General features: G+C 57.5%; 16 protein-coding genes and 1 pseudogene. 15 read left to right on the top strand and 2 right to left on the bottom strand.

Annotation, left to right across the window (positions count from 1 at the left end; genetic code table 11):
* The first annotated feature begins 2 nt into the window (after positions 1–2).
* From ACZ5RT_RS13965 to ACZ5RT_RS13925, 9 genes and pseudogenes are all read left to right on the top strand, one after another.
* Complete coding sequence (locus ACZ5RT_RS13965; protein ID WP_464452878.1) at positions 3–428, top strand: dihydroneopterin aldolase; 426 nt, start codon at positions 3–5, stop codon at positions 426–428.
* 211 nt (positions 429–639) lie between these two features.
* On the top strand, positions 640–1,275 hold the full coding sequence (locus ACZ5RT_RS13960) for an SOS response-associated peptidase (RefSeq protein WP_464452877.1): 636 nt from the start codon (positions 640–642) through the stop codon (positions 1,273–1,275).
* A gap of 110 nt (positions 1,276–1,385) precedes the next feature.
* On the top strand, positions 1,386–1,787 hold the full coding sequence (locus ACZ5RT_RS13955; RefSeq protein ID WP_422169965.1) for a LexA family protein: 402 nt from the start codon (positions 1,386–1,388) through the stop codon (positions 1,785–1,787).
* A gap of 21 nt (positions 1,788–1,808) precedes the next feature.
* Positions 1,809–1,916 (top strand): annotated as a pseudogene (locus ACZ5RT_RS13950) (Y-family DNA polymerase); the annotation flags it as partial.
* Between the two features lie 159 nt (positions 1,917–2,075).
* Positions 2,076–2,333, top strand: a complete 258-nt coding sequence (locus ACZ5RT_RS13945) for a hypothetical protein (RefSeq protein ID WP_424380868.1) — start codon at positions 2,076–2,078, stop codon at positions 2,331–2,333.
* On the top strand, positions 2,330–3,502 hold the full coding sequence (locus ACZ5RT_RS13940) for a tyrosine-type recombinase/integrase (RefSeq protein WP_464452876.1): 1,173 nt from the start codon (positions 2,330–2,332) through the stop codon (positions 3,500–3,502). The genes ACZ5RT_RS13945 and ACZ5RT_RS13940 overlap by 4 nt, the downstream gene beginning before the upstream one ends.
* Positions 3,502–5,127: a hypothetical protein gene (locus tag ACZ5RT_RS13935; protein ID WP_422169968.1), complete on the top strand. Its 1,626-nt coding sequence runs from the start codon at positions 3,502–3,504 to the stop codon at positions 5,125–5,127. Before ACZ5RT_RS13940 ends, ACZ5RT_RS13935 begins: the two co-directional genes overlap by 1 nt.
* Positions 5,117–6,958, top strand: coding sequence for an integrase (locus tag ACZ5RT_RS13930; protein ID WP_464452875.1), 1,842 nt, complete (start codon positions 5,117–5,119; stop codon positions 6,956–6,958). Before ACZ5RT_RS13935 ends, ACZ5RT_RS13930 begins: the two co-directional genes overlap by 11 nt.
* A complete protein-coding gene (locus ACZ5RT_RS13925; RefSeq protein ID WP_422169970.1) occupies positions 6,951–7,352 on the top strand; it encodes a TetR family transcriptional regulator in 402 nt (133 codons plus the stop codon). The genes ACZ5RT_RS13930 and ACZ5RT_RS13925 overlap by 8 nt, the downstream gene beginning before the upstream one ends.
* A gap of 318 nt (positions 7,353–7,670) precedes the next feature.
* Here the strand turns inward: ACZ5RT_RS13925 and ACZ5RT_RS13920 are convergent, their stop codons facing one another.
* Positions 7,671–8,534, bottom strand: coding sequence for a LysR family transcriptional regulator (locus ACZ5RT_RS13920; RefSeq protein WP_422169971.1), 864 nt, complete (start codon positions 8,532–8,534; stop codon positions 7,671–7,673).
* Positions 8,535–8,631: 97 nt separating this feature from the next.
* On the opposite strand from ACZ5RT_RS13920, the gene blaPAU reads away from it, so the two are divergent.
* A complete protein-coding gene (blaPAU, locus tag ACZ5RT_RS13915; protein WP_422169972.1) occupies positions 8,632–9,513 on the top strand; it encodes a PAU family class A beta-lactamase in 882 nt (293 codons plus the stop codon).
* 257 nt (positions 9,514–9,770) lie between these two features.
* Complete coding sequence (locus ACZ5RT_RS13910) at positions 9,771–10,955, top strand: Y-family DNA polymerase (protein ID WP_464452874.1); 1,185 nt, start codon at positions 9,771–9,773, stop codon at positions 10,953–10,955.
* Between the two features lie 504 nt (positions 10,956–11,459).
* Here the strand turns inward: ACZ5RT_RS13910 and ACZ5RT_RS13905 are convergent.
* A complete protein-coding gene (locus ACZ5RT_RS13905) occupies positions 11,460–11,774 on the bottom strand; it encodes a DUF6471 domain-containing protein (protein WP_464452873.1) in 315 nt (104 codons plus the stop codon).
* Positions 11,775–12,046: 272 nt separating this feature from the next.
* Here ACZ5RT_RS13905 and ACZ5RT_RS13900 point away from each other — a divergent pair, with 272 nt between their 5' ends.
* Genes ACZ5RT_RS13900 through ACZ5RT_RS13885 form a run of 4 tightly spaced genes read left to right on the top strand, consistent with a single transcriptional unit; the run spans position 12,047 to position 17,583 of the window.
* Complete coding sequence (locus ACZ5RT_RS13900) at positions 12,047–12,781, top strand: TnsA endonuclease N-terminal domain-containing protein (RefSeq protein WP_464452872.1); 735 nt, start codon at positions 12,047–12,049, stop codon at positions 12,779–12,781.
* Positions 12,778–14,763 (top strand): Mu transposase C-terminal domain-containing protein, encoded by a 1,986-nt coding sequence (locus ACZ5RT_RS13895; protein ID WP_464452871.1) that lies wholly within the window; start codon positions 12,778–12,780, stop codon positions 14,761–14,763. The genes ACZ5RT_RS13900 and ACZ5RT_RS13895 overlap by 4 nt, the downstream gene beginning before the upstream one ends.
* The gene (locus tag ACZ5RT_RS13890; RefSeq protein WP_464452870.1) at positions 14,760–15,749 is read left to right on the top strand and encodes a TniB family NTP-binding protein; all 990 of its coding nucleotides are present in this window, start codon (positions 14,760–14,762) and stop codon (positions 15,747–15,749) included. The genes ACZ5RT_RS13895 and ACZ5RT_RS13890 overlap by 4 nt, the downstream gene beginning before the upstream one ends.
* Before the next feature lies 1 nt (position 15,750).
* Positions 15,751–17,583: a TniQ family protein gene (locus ACZ5RT_RS13885; protein WP_464452869.1), complete on the top strand. Its 1,833-nt coding sequence runs from the start codon at positions 15,751–15,753 to the stop codon at positions 17,581–17,583.
* The last annotated feature ends 312 nt before the right edge of the window (positions 17,584–17,895 follow it).

Genomic DNA, 17,895 nt, shown 5'->3' with positions numbered 1-17,895 from the left:
CCATGAATTCAGCGCTCATCGAATTGCGAGATCTAGAACTGAAGACGGACATCGGAACTTATGGTCCTGACGACACCAAGCCCGATAGGCACATCCTGGATTTGACACTGGGCATTGCCGTCGATCACGTCTTCATCGCACGCGACGGCATGGCGCATGTGTTTGACTATGACCCATTGATTCAGGAAATTGACCGACTCGCGGCAGATGGTCACTATGAGACGCAGGAAAGACTCATGACGCGCATTGCAGGCGCATGCGCAGCACACCCGGCCATCCTGCACATGGACATCAGCCTGAAGAAGTTTCCTGTGCGCTTGGGCAGTGGCTCACTGGGCGTTCGCCTCTCGCTCGATGAGATGTCCACCGCGGCACTTCGGGCGGATCAACTCAAGTCGGTGGTTCAGACACACCTCGTCGTGCCATGACGCCTTGGTGTATTTGAAGGATTTCGACATGCCGGAAAGTTATTTACCTGCAATCAGCAGCGCAACGGGCATGGGTGACAGAACGCGTTTTGTGTGGTTGCATGGATATTCTGTTGTTCTGACTTTGGCGCATATGGCTGTGGCGGGGATCGTTTGGGTCCACATGAGTCGCAGTGGTGGAGGAAGTCGAAGCTGGCGATAAACTTTCCCTGTGTGCACCAACTTCACTCCAACCCAACGCGCCCCATGGGTCAAGGAAAAGTTCGGCGTTGACTTGCCAGCTGGCTACCCCGAGGAGTCTTACCCTGGGTTTGCTGCACCTGTCGTGGTCAAAAGCCACCAAACCGGTCGGGTTGCGTGCGGCTTGGCTCGGTTTGGCTTGATCCCCGCATGGGCCAAGGACGACAAGATCAGTCGCCACACCTACAACGCCCGCAGCGAAACCGCTGCAGAAAAGCCCAGTTACCGCACCGCATGGCGTCAGCGCCAATACGGCTTGGTGTTGGTCGATCACTTCTATGAGCCCAGCTACGAGTCCGGTAGGGCCTTGCGCTGGAAGATTGCGCTGGCCAGTGGTGACCCGTTTGGCATCGCCTGCCTGTGGGACCGCTGGACCGACCCCGCCTCGGGCGAGCGGGTGGTGAGTTTTTCTATGCTCACGGTCAATGCCGATGAGCATCCGGTCATGAACCAGTTTCACAAGAGCGGTGATGAAAAGCGAACCCCCGTCATCATCGCCCCTGCGCTGCACGGTGCTTGGCTCAGTGCCGATGTTTCGCAGGCCACGGCACTGATGAACTGGCAGCACATGCCGGAGTTGGTGGCGTCCCCAGCGCCCAGGACCTGATTCCAAAGTTCTCTTGCCGGGGTGGATATGGGCACTTGAAAAACTGTATATTCGTACAGTATATTCAAGGCATGCCCACTCTCCCTGAACCGTCGCTTTCTCCTGTATTCGTGCCTGACACCAAAGTCTGGCTGGATGTTTGCGCCTGGAAGGTCGCAGCTGGTTTTCCATCGCCAGCGGCAGACCACACGCGCAAGCGCATTGACCTGAACGAGCACCTGATTCGCAACAAGGAAGCCACCTTCATTTTTCGTGTCAAGGGCGACTCGATGAGTGGCATCGGTATCTATGAAGGCGATGAACTCTTGGTGGATCGCTCCATCGAGGCCAAGCACGGCAACATCGTCTTGGCAGTGCTGAACAACGACTACACCGTCAAACGCTTGTACCGCCGGGGCGGCGTGGTCAAGCTCATTGCAGAAAACCCGCTGTACCCACCCATCGTGGTCAAAGACGGCGAGGAGCTGGTCATCTGGGGTGTGGTAACCCGCAACCTGCACAAGTTGTACTGAGGTCGCCCCGTGAAAAGGCCTGTGCAGCAGTTGGCCCTGGTCGACTGCAACAATTTCTATGTGAGCTGCGAACGGGTCTTCCGGCCGGACCTGGCCAAGGTTCCGATCGTGGTGCTCTCCAACAACGATCTTATTGATCAAGTTTGTTAGTAGGATGCTTCATGTCTTTCGGACTTTGGATATTTGGATTCATCGTCTCTTTGAGACGAGTAGCAGGTGGGGGTCTGGGGGAGGAAACGGAGCGTAATGAGATCTGTGGATAACTTTGACCTGGCGCGGTGGCGGGAGATGGATTCCCTCTATGTCCTGCGCCTGCTGGCTGAACACATCAAAGAAGATCCCTCGTTTCATCCACGATCGAGTCATCTGACCACCCGTTGGCACGCCCATGCTGCCGGCCATGATTGGGAGCTCTTGTGCACCGGACCGAAGTTTTGGGATGTGCGCATGGACCGTGGGGGTGGCGGCGCCATTGATTTGGTCATGCACATTCACGGCATCAACTTCAAGGCGGCCGCCAAGCTACTGAAAGAGAGGGGGGTGTGAGGCTTGTGCTGGCTACAACGGACCTCACGGTTGAAGGTCGTTCGTTTGCGGGTTTCCCGTTGCTTATCGACGATGACGGATGGCCCCTGGAACCTGCGCAATCGTTCCTGTGGCACACCTTGGTCACCCATGGAAGCATTGAGAGCAAGCTCACTTGGGAAGCGTATGGCCGCAGGCTATACGACTACTTTGCATTCTTGTCTGCCAACGACTTGACCTGGGATGAGGACCAAAAGCCGCATGGGCTGAGCGTTGTGGCCAAGTATCGTGATTGGTCGCTTGGCGAGCTAGGTCTGAATCCGAATACCGTGAATAAGCGGTTGAACCTGGTCGTGCGGTTTTACGATTGGTGCAAACGCCAGGGCTACGTCTCCCATCTGCCATTCGGCATGCGCGACGTTCGGACTCCATCCCATCAGGGGTTTCTTGCCCATGTGGATTGCACGGGTGGCATGGTCTCAAAGCCGGTGGTAATGGCCCGCGAGCGTAAGGCAACGATCAAATTCTTGATTAAAGAGCAGGTCAGGCAGTGCCTTGGCGCAAGGCTTGACCCAAGCCATGCTCTTTTGTTCAACCTGATGGTGCGCACCGGGATGCGCTCCTGTGAGGCGCGCTCCTTTCCATTGACGTATGTCTTCAACCCGAGAACCCGAACGGGGCTTACTCCTGGGCAGATGATCCGCGTCAATCTGGAGCCTGCTGACATGCACCTCAAGTATGGCAAGCCCAGAAGCGTGGATGTGCCGTGGTCGCTGATGGAAGACATGTGGACCTATTCGCTGCACCAGCGAGAGGTCCGGCGGCAAAGGGCTGGGCAGGTCCCGACGGCGCTTGTGCTGACAGAGCTTGGAACAGAATTCTCGAAAGGCGCGGTCGTCGACGCCATGAAAGCCATTGAGAAAAAAGTTGGCTTCCCGGTGAGGGCGCACATGCTTCGGCACACCTATGGAACCTACACGCTGTCGGCTCTGCGCAAAAGCACGGTCTTCCAGGGTGAGCCGTTGCTTTATGTCCGCGACCGCATGGGGCACTCGGATGTGCAAACCACTGCGATCTACCTGCATCTGATCAATCAGTTGGACGCCCAGATCGTTTTGGCCCATGAAGACGAAATGGACATGCTGTTCGCCAACGGTGGCGAGGCACAGATCGCGATGGGGAATCGTTGATGGCCCGCACAAAGAACTACAAGGCTAAGGCATCTGGAACCGCCACCGACCTGGCCGCTGGCTTGGGAGCAACTGATGCGCTGGTCGAGCTGCCTCCCAATCCGCGACATCAGAACCTGATTGACCTGCGCCCATGGTTGGGGCGTGGCATTGACGACTGGATTTCGGCAGTGACCACGGTATTGAAGGCCCGGCTCCACAGTGGGAACTATTCGGTGGCAACCATCGCGAGTTTTGCATCCAACGGGATCAAAGTGTTTCTCCCATACCTTACGGGAAGCCATGTGGACACCATGCCCTCTAGGCCGGCTGATATGCGGCATGGAGATGTCGCACGATACATCGCGTGGCTCAGGCTCAAATACCCCAAGGGCTCCACTGCCAAGAACTACTACAGCGCCTTCAAGTCGGTGGTGGTTGGCCTGATGGACTATGGCTTTATCGACCAAACTCCTGAGGCTTTACTGCCCGCCAATCCATTCCCCATGAACGCTAAGGTGACGCGAGGCGAAACATCTTTAAGTCAGGCGGAAATGCAGAAGTTGGCCACGGCCCTCAAAGCCGACCTTATTGCCATCCATCATGGACGATTTGTGGGATTGGAGTCGGAAGCCATTGCGGCCCTCATGCTCATCATTGGCATGCGCTCGGGCATCAACACAACCCCACTTCTGGAAATGAAGCGGGATTGTTTAGACCCACATCCTTTCATGCCCAATCTCATGCTAGTTAAAACCTTCAAACGCAGGGGCAAGGGCGCGCAATCTACGTCGTTGCGGCAGACCCAGGTCCACGATCGCGCCGCGATCATTCCTATGGATGGAGTTGCGGTGCTCAAGAAGGTATTGGCTTTAACGGAGTTACTGGTGCCCGATGCACCTGAGGCGATCAAGGATCGTGTTTGGCTCTACCGATCGGCGCAGCGTGGAAAAGGCAAAGGGAAAGTGCTTTGTCTGAATGTGGGAAACGTGTCCGAACTTACGCGGGCAATCGTTCAACGACACAGGTTAGTGGCAGATGACGACTCACCGTTGCGGGTGACACTTGGACGCCTGCGAAAAACCATGGAAAACCGGCTCTGGCAGCTCAGTGATGGCGATCTGCTTGCCGTGTCCGCTGTGATGGGACATTCCCCTCAGGTAGCAGACAACCACTACTTGCGCCTTGACGAGCGCACCAAGGCGGAAGGTGCGAAATTCATTGGCGAAGCGCTGCCAGCCAAACTCAGGGGGCAAGACCTCGTGCCAACCCCCACAGGTAGTTGCAAAGACAGCTTGCAAGGCGCGCACGCTCCGAAAGACGGCTCCACACATTGCGCGGAATTCACGCATTGCCTGGGGTGTCCAAGCTACGCCATTGTGGGGACGGTCAAAGACCTGCACCGGCTCTTCAGCTTCCAACGCTTCCTGATGTCGGAGATGCGCTACTACGCCAAAGAAGAGTGGCATGAGTGGCAAGGTCACCATCGAGACCTCATCGCGCAAATCGACCGAATTACAGTCGACAACTTCTTCCCAGAAATGGTGGAGCAAGCTAGGGCGCTGGCCGAAAAAGACCCACATCCCTTCTGGGCGATACGCATGCACCAGTCTCAATTGAATCGAGAGGCCCGCTATGGCCGGTAACGCCCTTGCATTGCTACCGCCTAAGGCATACGACCTATTGGCTGACCAGCCCGTTTCATCCAAAGGGCTATCGGAATCCGAGAAATCCAATATCGTGGTCAGCGCGGTGGCTGACACGGATGGCAGCAATCACGTTCTCTCCAGATTTGGTGATCCCATTTGGGACTTCAGGCCCTACTTTGAGCAATCCAACGTGGCCGATGGTCAGAAATACATTCCTTGGCCAGGGGATTGCTCACAGGAGTTGGTCGATGACTGCAAGGCTGTCCTGTATGCATGGTTCAAGCGAGGACTGCCAGGCTCGAAGCCTCCGGTGGCAATGGGTATCTGCCAGGCTGCCATTGCAGCAGCAATTCCGATGATGCGTTGGCTGACTGCACTGAACATCAAGGGATTCGACCAAGTGAAACCCATTCACGTCGCCAACTATGTTCATTACACGAAATCTCGACTTACACGCAATGCAAGTAGCGTCTACGACAGCTTGCGCATCCTGGACTTCTTATGGGTGTTTCGCAACGATACGTCATCCCCGCTTGCTGCATGCCCTTGGGGCGACAGCTCGCTGTGGCGGGTCAGTGGTTTGGCAAAACAAATTGGGCGAACTGAAACCGGGAAAACGCCCATCATCCCTCCTGATGTGCAAGCCAAGGTATTCAACTATTGTGAAGAGATTCTTGCAGCGGCACCGGGAATTCTGAACGAACGCGATACCGGGAGGTTGGGGTTTAGAAATCCTGCGCTGGTCCGCATTCGAGATGCTGCGCTTTATGTCCTGTCGATAACCAGTGGCATGCGCAATGAGGAGGCGATCGGGGTCGAGGCCGGATCATGGCGCAGCGAAGTGAGAGACGGCGTTGAATTCCACTGGGTCGCCACCACCGAGCACAAGACGGGAAAAGGCAAGGTGGAGTTCTTGATACCCGAGCTCACGGTTAAAGTCTTGGATCTGATGTGGCGCTATGCAAAGCCACTTCAAGAAAAGCTAACTCTTGAAATTGCGGAGCTGGAGTGCAACCCCACACATCAGGACATGACGGACCGGATGGTGCGGTTGGCAAAAGCGAAGAGAGACGCCCAAAAGTTATTTCTTTGCACAAGCATGTCTGGGCAGAGCGCATCGACTGGCTATCACGTTGACGCGCTGTCCAATGCTGGATCGAAGGTCTCATTCCGGCGATTGGCAAAGGCTGCTGGCACGGACTGGCAGTTGGCACCCCACCAGTGCCGCAGAACTTACGCGCGCAACATTGTGGAGTCGCGCATGGGTCGCTCCTCGCTTGTCTTCCTCAAATGGCAGTTCAAGCATTCCAGTATGAGCATGACCCAGTTGTATGCATCCAACCCGATGCAAGACGCATCGCTGTTCGATGAGGTTCTGGAAGAAATGACCGACTTCAAGGTGGACTTGATCGAGTCTTGGCTTGGTGAACAGTCCTTGAGCGGCGGTGCTGGACGAGAAATCAAAAAAGCGCGTGCGATTACCCTGAAAAGTCGAACCGCATTGTTGGCTGAAACAGCAGCCCAGGTTCACATCCGAGCAACGGGCCACGGATGGTGCCTGGCGCAAGAAAAGGGGTGTGGCGGCGCGGGTCTGTATGAAGCGACCCGGTGTGTTGGCTGCAAGAACGGCGTCATTGATGAGTCGTTCACCGACATCTGGAAAGGCATCTATGAGCAACAAATTGAATTGTTGAGCATTGACGATGCTGGACCGGCGGTTAAGCAACGTGCTGAGCGCGACGTTCAATGGGCGCGCCAAGTGATGGTAGACCTTGGTGTTCTGCTGACACCGGACACGTCAAATCTTAATGGAGCTTCAAATGAGTGACTCGAAGGCTCGTAGCCGAAAAAAGACCGTTGATGAGATCCAGCTGGCGATTGCGCAGGTGCAGGCTGACCAGGGCAAGGTTTCCATTTCTGCGGTAGCCAAGTTGGCAGGTGTGACCCCCGCACTGATTCACAACACCTATCCCGACCTTGCCGAAAAAATCAGAGGGCTAGTGGGCAAGGCGACGCGAACCCAACGCGATGCCAAGCATGATGCGCTGGTTCGTGAGCGCGAGGTCAACCGTGCTCTGAGGCAGGAACTGGCAGAGTCGCGCGTGGACTTGGCCAAACTTGCATCTGTCAACCAAGTCCTTCTGAACGAATTAGCCTTACTCAAAGGCATGGCTACTGGCAAAGTTGTTTCGATTCTTCAACCAAAAGGCACAGGAGTTTAGTCCTGTTCAGAGGCGCTGTTCATGTTCGCTCTGGTTGATGGCAATAACTTTTACGTCAGTTGATCTGACTGTATGAAGTTGTTAGTAATATTCAGCCTTGTATTCCTGCCTTCCTGACTTCGGGTTCATCGTCTCTTTGAGACGAGTAGCGGGTGGGGATCTGGGGGAGGACGATGCCTGTTGATAACTCTGAATTGGCCCGTTGGCAGTCTCTTGATGCAGCCATGTTCACTTGAGCGGCAGCCTCCAATCCATCGCGATGATGTAACTGCTCAACGGTCAAAGTGGCTGCAGGCTACAACCTCCAAATGCCGAAAGCTAATCGTCTCGGCACTCTTGCTCCAGCCAGCCACGAAAAGCTTTCATCCCATCGGTCTCTTTGCGAGGCTTGAGCTTGGTCAACCAGTAGCTTCCCGTCTCAATTCGAGTGTCAAATAAGGTCACCAGCCGACCGCCGAGTAGGTCCCGCCCAAAGAGGCGAATCGGCAACAACGCCACACCAGCTCCTTGTGCGGCTGCATCAGCAAGTACAAGGGACGAGTCAAATACAGGGCCTGTCAAATGTGGAGGGCTTAACCCAACCGCCTGAAACCATGCAGTCCATTCGTCTGCCCGATACGAGCGCAATAGCGTTGCCCGTACCAAATCACTGGGGGTGTGGATGCGACTTGCGATGAAAGGGGCGCAGACAGGCGTGAGTGGCGCAGAAAAAAGCTTCGACGCTTCTGTGCCGTGCCAGTGGCCATCCCCAAAGCGAATTGCGAAGTCCAGACCATCCCCTGCCAAGTCGACTCGGTTGTTGTTGGAGAACAGTCGAAGATCTATGAAGGGGTGCTTGACTTGAAAGTCGCGTAGGCGTGGCAGCAACCAGCCCACTGCAAACGTGCCCACGACGCCGACAGACAAAACTTCTTTCTTATGAGGCGTCTTGAAGTTCTCAAGCGTTGAACCGATCCGTTCAAAAGCATCGGTCAACACTGGTAACAGGGCGGCCCCTTCATCTGTCAAAGCAAGCCCTCGCGGGATACGCCGGAATAGTTTCTTGCCGAGGCGGTCTTCTAAGTTCTTGACGTGCTGACTGACGGCGGTCTGCGTCAGGTGCAGTTCAAGGCCCGCACGGGTGAAGCTCAAATGGCGTGCAGACACCTCAAATGCGCGCAGCGCGTTAAGCGGTAGGTCCATGATGATCTCAGTTTTTCTTGGGTCTGGGCTGCAGATTTCCCGTTTGAAGAGGCTACCGACGAACCATATGATCCCTCATTTTCAAACAGTGGGAACTATGAAAAGACGCAACTTCTCCGTCGGGATGGCATTTTCTGCCTTTGGCTTCAGTGCGATTTTGCCCAAGAAAAGCTTTGCCATCGGTGAGCAAAGACAGATGACTGCTGTGTTTCAGCAACTCGAGGCAAAAGCCCAAGGCCGGTTGGGCGTACATGTCATAGACACAGCGACCGGTCACGAATTTGGCTACCGCTCTGACGAACTTTTCATGATGCTCAGTTCGTTCAAGCTGCTGGCGAGTGCCTTGGTGCTGGCGCGCGTGGATCGTGGTGAAGAGTCGCTCACTCGACGTATTCGTTACCGTAAGCAGGACTTGGTGCCTTGGTCGCCAGTGACCGAGGCAAATGCGGATGGAGAGGGGCTGACTTTGGCCCAACTCTGTCACGCGACGATAACCACCAGCGACAACACAGCGGGCAATCTCATACTAGCCAGCTACGGTGGCCCTCAAGCTCTCACCCAGTATGCCCGTCAACTCGGTGACAAGGTCACGAGGCTCGATCGCAACGAACCCGACCTCAACACCCGAGTCGAGGGAGGAACCTTGGATACGACCTCACCGCGAGCCATGGCCATGACCATGAACAAGCTCCTCTTGGGCGATGCACTCTCACCCTCATCGCGGAATTTGCTTCGCCAGTGGCTGCTCGAAAATACGACTGGAGGAAAGCGCCTCAAGGCCGGAGCCCCTGCTGATTGGACCGTTGGCGACAAGACCGGAACCAACAAGACAGATGCGAACGACATCGGAATATTGCTGCCACCGCAAGGCGCACCGGTCCTTGTGACTGCTTACCTCGCTGACAGCACGGCAAGCAGCCAAATCAAAGATGCAACGCTTGCAGAGGTAGGTAGGCTCACCTCTATGGGCATACGATGAAGTCGGAGCGGGGATAAGGATTCGTTCCAGCAACCGCGTTGGCCGAAAGCAGTCAGACAAAGCGTTGTCCTCGACTTGCAGCATTCGCTGCTTTGCTGTAGCACCGTGATGAGGGAGGTGGGGCTGCGCAAGGCATGGCACCCCTCTCTTGTGCAGTCTCCGAATCGTCTGAAAACCGTTAGTTACGCTTCAATAAGCAAAACCTGTCACTTTATCCCGACTAACTGTTAGGGTCATTCAGAAACAACGACGGCTGCGTGGTGGCCCGAAGCAAAGAAGCCAAAGCCATCGGCGTGCCGATGGGCTCGCCTTGGTTCAAGCTGCGGGACCTGGCCAAACAGCACCGCATCATCGCCCTGTCCTCCAACTACGAGCTCTATGCCGACATGAGCAACCGGGTGGTCGAGGTCTTACGGGACTTCTCCCCCGATATCGAGGTCTACAGCATTGATGAGTCCTTCCTCAGCCTGGATGGCATGACGGGCATCAGCAAAGGCAGTTTCACTGCCTACGGGCAGAAAATCCGCCAGCGTGTGGCCCGCTGGGTTGGCTTGCCGGTGTGCGTTGGCGTGGGCAGCACAAAGACACGGGCAAAGTTCGCCAATCACCTGGCCAAGAAGAACCCCTGCTTTGACGGTGTGTGTGACTTTGAATCCCTGAGCCTGTCCGAGCAGGCCGACTGGATGGCTCGCAACGAGGTGGGTGAGGTCTGGGGCGTGGGTCGCCGCATCACTCAAAAGCTGGGCACCATGGGCATCCACATGGTGCTGGACCTGCAGCGTGCTGACCTGGAGCTTATGCGCCGGGCGTTTTCTGTGGTGATGCAAAGAACCGTCCGAGAGCTTCAAGGCTGCAGCTGCCTGCCCTTGGAGATGATGATGCCGACTAAGCAGCAAATCATGTCCAGCCGCTCGTTCGGCAAGCCGGTCTACGAGCTAGAAGAGCTCAAGGAAGCGGTTGCGACCTACATCTGCCGCGCCGCAGAAAAACTCCGCGCCCAGAACTCGGTGGCCGGCGCAGTCACCGTGGCGGTCATGACCAACCGGTTCAAGCCTGACGAGCCACAATACAGCCGCAGCGTCATCGTGCCGATTCCGGACCCGACGGCGGACAGCCGCATCCTGGTGGCTTACGCCATACGGGTGCTGGAGCAGATTTACCGGCCCGGCTTCGCTTACAAAAAAGCGGCCGTCATGCTCAGCGAGCTGACCCCGAAATCCCAGCGGCAGGCATCCCTTTGGGACATGGACGCGGATGAACTGCCACGACAGCGCTCTGAACGTCTGGTCGGGGTGCTCGATGAAATCAACCGCCGGTTCGGACGTGGGACCCTCAAAATCGGTTCCATGGGCACGGCTGCCGCATGGACGATGAAACGCGAGCGAGTATCACCGCGCTACACCACACGCTGGAGTGATATCCCCAAAGTGCTGGCCCGCTGATTTTTCGCTTGGCGCGAATATCTGCCCATTGCACGCCCATCCCACAGCACTCCCGGCTGGACGCTCCATGGCCAGTAGTAGGCCATCTGAACCCTCACCCCCTTAACGCGCATGGGGTACGTGCAAGCCATTGCTTGCATATATGCCTTTATCGCGAAACTTCGCAAGTCATGGCTTGCATTTTCGGTTTTACACAAAGCCCAAGCGCATACGCACTCCCCAGTGCAACCCAGTCAAAGAGAACATCAACGCCTGCGCCGAACCAAGAAGGATGACCATCACTTGATTTCCGGTTTCCCATCTTCTTTGCTAGACTTTTCCTCGTCTGCAAAGCAGATGTTTGAACTGATGTCTATTTGATGCCACGCCCCGAGAGGGTGTGAGCCCCCCTTTTTATGAAAGGGGTGCGCGATGGACGCGGTATTCAATCACCCATGTTTTTCGCAGTTTGCGAAGAACCATGGACTCGGCAGTCAACGCCAGCAAGGGCGCGTTGAGCCTGCTTTATTGGGGCATCCAGCTCTGGCGCTTCACATCCTGCGCAGGGGTGTAGACGAGCTTGCCAGCCCGCTTGGGTGCACCCGCCATGTCAATGCGGCTCACGCCCAGTGCGGACATGACGGTAAAGAAGAACCCCGCATCGAAGCTTCCACGGCCGATTTTTCGGGCCAGCGTCTTGGGGGTCACCTTCATCCCGTGAGTCTCATCAAGCAGCTCGGCGAGCCTCCTGTACGTGAGCTTGTGCGCCAGGATGGCGTCTTGCACCATCCCTTGGGCATACCCCTGCCACGTCTGCTTGAGCTTGGCTGTTGTCGTCACGCTTTTCTCCCTCTTTGGACGGCTGGCCCCCACGAGCCAGCACCTTTCCACAACCCTCTGGCGGCCATTCCTGCCCGCCGCTCCACTGCTCAGCTGACAGGTTGGCTTGGCGCAAAGGCGTCAATTTTGTCACCCTATTGTAGGTACTCCATATACCGACAAGCCTGCCCTTCAAGCAGGTACTCGCCATCGGCATGGGGCCGTTCGAGTTCGCCAAAACACAAGCGTTGTAAGGGGCATAGATGAGCAAGGTGTACGGAAAACGCCCAGGGATGTCTGGGGTCGATACAGGGGCACGCCGCGTGGCGTCAACCTATGGGAAGGAGTCGTTCCTGACCCATGGCAAGAAATCAGGGGGGTTGATGGTGGTCGAGCAAGAGGCCGAGCGCCTGGCTGCGCACATGCTGAGCCTGGACCCCGAGGTGGTGGAGGTGTGGACCCAGCCATTCATGGTTGACCTGGTCAACGGCACGGTGCTGCGCTCGGCCGATGAACGGCAGGAGGCATGGGCACAGCAGCGTGGCAAGAAGGGCGCTCGGTTTTACACGCCCGACTTCCTGGTCAGGCTCAGCGGCGGCATCGAGCGGGCCGTTGAAGTCAAGCTCGAAGGCTACTTGGGCGATGAACGCTATCAGCAAAAGCTCGAGCACGCCGAACGCGTCTTGTGGGCAAACGGCTATGAGTTCGCACGGCCTGTGGTGCCCAGGTCATCCAAGCATCCCTTGCGAACCAACGTGCCGCTGCTGCACCAGGCCAGCCTGCACGATGACCTGATGCCAGGACCAGAGGTTTGCGAGGAAGTCGCACGTCTGGCCAATCAAGGTGCAATCACGCTGGCCGACTACTGCGCAGGGCTGGGCATGAGTGCGAGCATGACTCCGGTGCTGCTGGCCTTTGGCGCTTTGCGCATGGACTTGCACGCCCACCCGATTCGTGGGAGTGCTCCAGCCGAGCCGGCCTTTGGGAGCCTGGACCACCTGCAGTTGCTGTGGAGCCTGAGCGTATGAATCAGCATTTGCTCAAAGGGGACGAGCTGTTCGACAACCGCTTGGGGGTTGTAACGCATGTCGTGCTCGATACGCAGCTCATCAAGGGTTGCATCAAAGCGCTCGACTGCGAGAAGAAGTCTGACGTCTATCTCGACTACGAAGACCTCCGCAACAGCATCGCCGCAGGCGCCATCACGCCCAAGCGCAAGGGGGCCCCGAAAGTCACGACCTATCAGAACCTGAGCGACAAAGAGCTCGAGGACTTGGCGTTTGCAACGAACATCACCAGGCGAATACTGGAGTACGTCAAAACCATGGGCGTGAGCCGTCACATGGCTTACCAAGCCATCAAGCGCGAGTACGAAGCCAACCCTGATTCAGATAAGCCGTTCCCGTCAGATGTCCGAATCTACCGCTATCTCGGTCGTCACGACAACGGTCTGCCCCTCCTGTTTGACAACAGCAACCGCGGCAATTTCGTGCCCAGACGCTCAGAAAGCGTGCGGGCATTCATCGAAGACGCTGCTGAGCGTTTCCTGTTGCAACCGCAATCGCGGTGGACCAGGACCAACTTTGGTAAGTGGGTCAACCAGGCACTGCGTGACGAACAGCTCATCGACAGGAGTGACACGGTCAGCCAGGATTACATACGCAAGGTGGTACGCAGCATCACCACTGACCCTGAAACCGAGCGCATGGACCCCAGATTGGTGGCCGCAGCCAAATCCACGGCAAGTGAGGTGATTCGGGTGGAAACGCCACTGATGCGCGTTGAGCAAGACGCCTTGCACCTGCCATGGCGTATCAACACGCCTGACGGCCTCTCCAACTCCATTTACCTGGTACACGCCATCGACTGCTGCACGGGCATGCCCGTGGGCTGGCATCTGGTAGTTGGCTCGCCCTCCGTATCCGACAGCCTCAAGTGCGTCGAGAGCGTGCTGTTTTCCAAGAAAGAACGGTTCAAAGCCCTGGACCTTGACTATGACCTGGATTGCTTCGGCACGCCCTCGCTGCTGGTCTTCGACAACGGTCCGGAAACCAAGGGCGAGCGCATGCAAAAGCTCACTGCACTGGGCATTGACCCCAAACATTGCAAATCCCGTCATGCCCACGGCAAGCCCTTCATTGAGCGGCTCAACCGGTCATTGAAGTCAGCCCTGGAAACTTTGCCAGGCTGCACACGGTTTGACGGCGTGGACGGGCAGCGCAAGCCTGAAGAGCTCAAAGAGTTGCCGATGGAGCTGCACGAACTGGAGCGCTGGATTGTGCGTTGGTACCACGAGGAGTGGGCCAACACCGAGCTCAAGCGGCATTTGCAAAGCGTATTCATCGACCCTGTGCACTTGGGCAACACACCGGCGCAGCGCTGGAAGACCATCACCCAGGACCAAGGCCACCCCTTGCCATTGCCACCGAGCATCAGCCGCTGGCGCATGGCCATCTACGAGCATGACCGTCGAACCTTGTCTCGCAAGACGGGCATCACCTACGAAGGGTTCAACTTCCGTGGTCCGAACATGTCATACCTCATCACCAAGTACGGTGAGACAACCCTGGACATTCTGGCCGACCCGGATGACTTCCGTCACGTCTATGTCTCCGATGGTCCGGATGGTCAATTGCTGGAGCTCGTCAACACCAGCGTCGACGCAGCCACCCCGGCTTACTCCTTCACCCAAGCCAAGGAAATGATGCGCGGTGCAGCGGGTCGGACACCCGATGCCGTTGAACAGTCTGAGGGATTCCGGCGCGACCTCTACAAGCGTTCAACGGATACCGCCAAATCCGGCAAGCACGGCAAGAAGTGGCCAGAGCAATCACGCGCCACCACTCAGCGCAGCAAGGAAACGAGCGCTGTCATGCGTGCCATCGAAAAGCCCATGGCCTCACCGCCGGCCACCATGGACATGTCTGCTACCGACGCGACTGACATCAACGCAGCCGACGTGCCGATGCTGCCCGTCCTCGACCGCAACACCCGTCAATCCATCCTATGACAACAACAGCCCTTGAACTGCGGCGCAGCATTGAGAACTGCGAGCTGCCCCATGAATTCTTCAACGAACACCACACGGTGCTCAAGCGCCGCATTGATGACACCCTTGACGGCCTGGCCCCAAGGGTCGAGTGGGTCATTGGCCCTTCGCGGGTTGGCAAGTCCATGCTGCTCAACGCACTGGCCAGCCATTACCCCGCGCAACGTGTAGGCAACGTGCGCGAGGTGCCTGTGCTGACCGTTCCGGTTCTGTCTTCGATTTCATCGAAGCTGTTGCCCATCAGCGTGCTCACGGCGCTTGGCGTACCCCTGCCCCAGCGTGGCTTGACGTCCGGGGTGATGTTCAACCGCATGCTCGAGCAGTTGCGCTTGGCCAAGACCAAGGTCCTGCTGTGGGAAGAAGCCAGCCACCTGGTCGAACCTGGTTCACGCGTTCCTCCGCGTGCGGCGGGTGACTGGTTCAAGGACTTGCACGAGCAGCTGGGGGTCACGCTCATCCTCTTTGGCGTTCCGCGGCTTCAAAAGCTTTTTGAGAGCAACGAGCAGCTGCGGTGCAGGGCGTCAGCCAGGCGTGAGTTCCGGCCCTACAGCTATATGTCTGTACCAGAGCGACAGAGCTTTACAGCGTGTGTGCACACCTATGCCGAAATCTTCAAGAAAGCAGGGTGGCCTATCGACGTTGACCTTCAGAGTCTGGTCAACAACTGCTACTTGCTGTGTGGCGGTCTGGTGGGAGTCCTCAGTCGATTCATGCAGGAGCTGGCCTGCCTCATGAGCCATCAATCCCCCCGCGCGGTGACTTATGACGATTGCGCCCTGGCCGCTCAGGCCATTGAGACGCCAAGCACGACCACCTACCCCCCGTTCAGTGGCCGCCCCGTGACAGCCGTTGAACTCAACAAAGCACACGAAGAGGTGCTCAGGCTCAACGGCATGACTCTCCGTTCATTGGCCACCACCCCCACAACCATCACATCAGGGATTTGAAATGCAGCTTGCCATCATCTTCGCGCCGATTGAGCACGAGTCATCACTGGGTTACTACCGCCGCCTTGCCGCCCACAACGCACTGTGGCACTGGAAGGAGTTGGCCAAAATGGCCGAGGTCTCCCCCTCTCGCTCGGGTCTGCTGGGCCAGCCCCACTACATGGCCAGCGCCTTGGGTCTGGATTTGCAGTGGACCGTGACCGCGGCGCAACAAGAGCAAGCGGCCAGGGCCTGGCGCTCACTGCACCGCAATCAGCATGACGCTGTCTGCCCCAGGTGCCTGGAGGAATCGGCGCATCTGCACGCCTACTGGGAGCATGGCTACGCAGTGGCCTGCAACAAGCATGGTGTTGAGCTGATTGACCGCTGCGAAGCGTGTGGTGAACTGCTCTCGACGACCCGAGAAAAACTGGAACTGTGCCAGTGTGGCCATGACCTGCGCACGCACACCTGCAAGAGCGCAACACCTGCGCAGCGGTGGCTGGCGCAACAGCTGGCCCATGCTGAGGGTTCTGGCTCCTTCGATACAGCTCCCGAGATTTCCGGCGTGGAGGTCACGACACTGAGCAAGCTTGTGCGAACCCTGTGCCTGTTGCACGACCCTAAAGCAGCGCACCCGCCACGCAATGCCGCCACCCCCAACACCGTCAGCGAAGCCATCGAGTTTCTGCGTCCGCTTGACCTGTTGCTGCAGGACTGGCCGCGCGGCTTTGAGGCGCATGTGAAAAACCGCATCGCCGCAGGCACGCCTCAGGCCCGCACCCTCAACAGCTTGCTTGGACGCTGGTACCTGCAGCTCAAGGCCCTGACGGCCACCGGCCCACTTCGTCCTTTCCTGGACGCTGTGCTTCGTGTGGCGGCCGTCGAGTTTGATGGCGTCGTGGGGCTTGACACTTCGGATGCCAGCGCGTCGCAGGGCATCACCCATGTCTTGCTCAAGGACGTGACCCAGCGCACCGGGGTCAGCCGCGATGGGCTCATGAAGCTGATTCACCAGAACCTGCTGACCTACCGGACCAAACGCTTTGGCACCCGCGGGTTGGTTTACGAGGTGCCCGTGTCGGAAGTCGAGCGACTGCAGACCTCTCGTGGCCAATGGATGGGGCAATCGGAAGCTTGCCAGCTGCTCGGCGTGCACACCAGTGTCTTCGAGCACATGGCAGCAGCCCAGTTGCTGCTAACCGACAAGCACTGGCGCGATGACCCCTTCAAGTCCGGCCCAGTCCATCGTGCGTCGCTGCAGGGCTTGGTGGACAAGCTGCTGGGGCTAGAGGTTCAGGCAGCGAAGGGCGAAGAGCTGATTGCCCTGAGCGAGCTCACCACCCGCCGCATGGGTGACAAGGCGGCCATCCAATCGGCCATGAAAGCCATCCACTCTGGCGATGTTCGGCCTGTCGCACCCGCCAAGCAGGTGGGCAAGCTGCAGTTCAGGCTCGCAGACGTCAAGCAGTACTTTGGCACCCCGATGCTTGAGCACGGTCTGGCGGTCAACCAGCTGAGCAAGAAAACCGGCTGGAAGTGGGAAAGCATCAGCCACTGGATTGAGCAAGGCCTGCTGGAGTCCGAGACCATCTCACTTCGAGGCCAACCTTGCCGGGTCGTCACCCCCGACCATCTGCTGCGATTCACTCAGCAGTTCATCCCCCTGGCTGACCTGGCCAGGATTGTCGGCAGCAAGTCTTCGGTTCTGATGGACCAACTGGACGTCGAACTGTTGGGGGGCAAACCTTTGCCCAACGGAATGCAGCGAGGAGCACTGGTGCGGGTGTCGGACTTGACGCGGCTGGCATTGCGTGGCTCGACTACCCAGACGCCAGCCCTCACACCCACTTGAGTCTCTTGAACAGGCCAACACGCAAGGTGTTGGCAACCTGACCTGACTGGACAGCCCGCGCCAGCCAGGAGTTGCAGGCAGCCCTTTTGCTGGTAGCTGTCCGATGGCTAAAGCGGGCAAAGTTTAGAACGACCGGCCGCTGTCGTTTTCCTTCAACGACCACCCAACCACTTCCCACGACTGGCCGATTCGCTCGCCCTCGGCCACTGCACGAAAGTGCCAAACCACCCACACCTGAAAAGTGTGGCTTGCAGGAAATCGTTGGGGTATATTCAATCCACCTCAACGAACCCAACCCCTTAGCGACGCTGC

The sequence above is a fragment of the Limnohabitans sp. TEGF003 genome, assembly GCF_055395455.1.
This window is presented reverse-complemented; position numbering and strand designations above follow the sequence as displayed.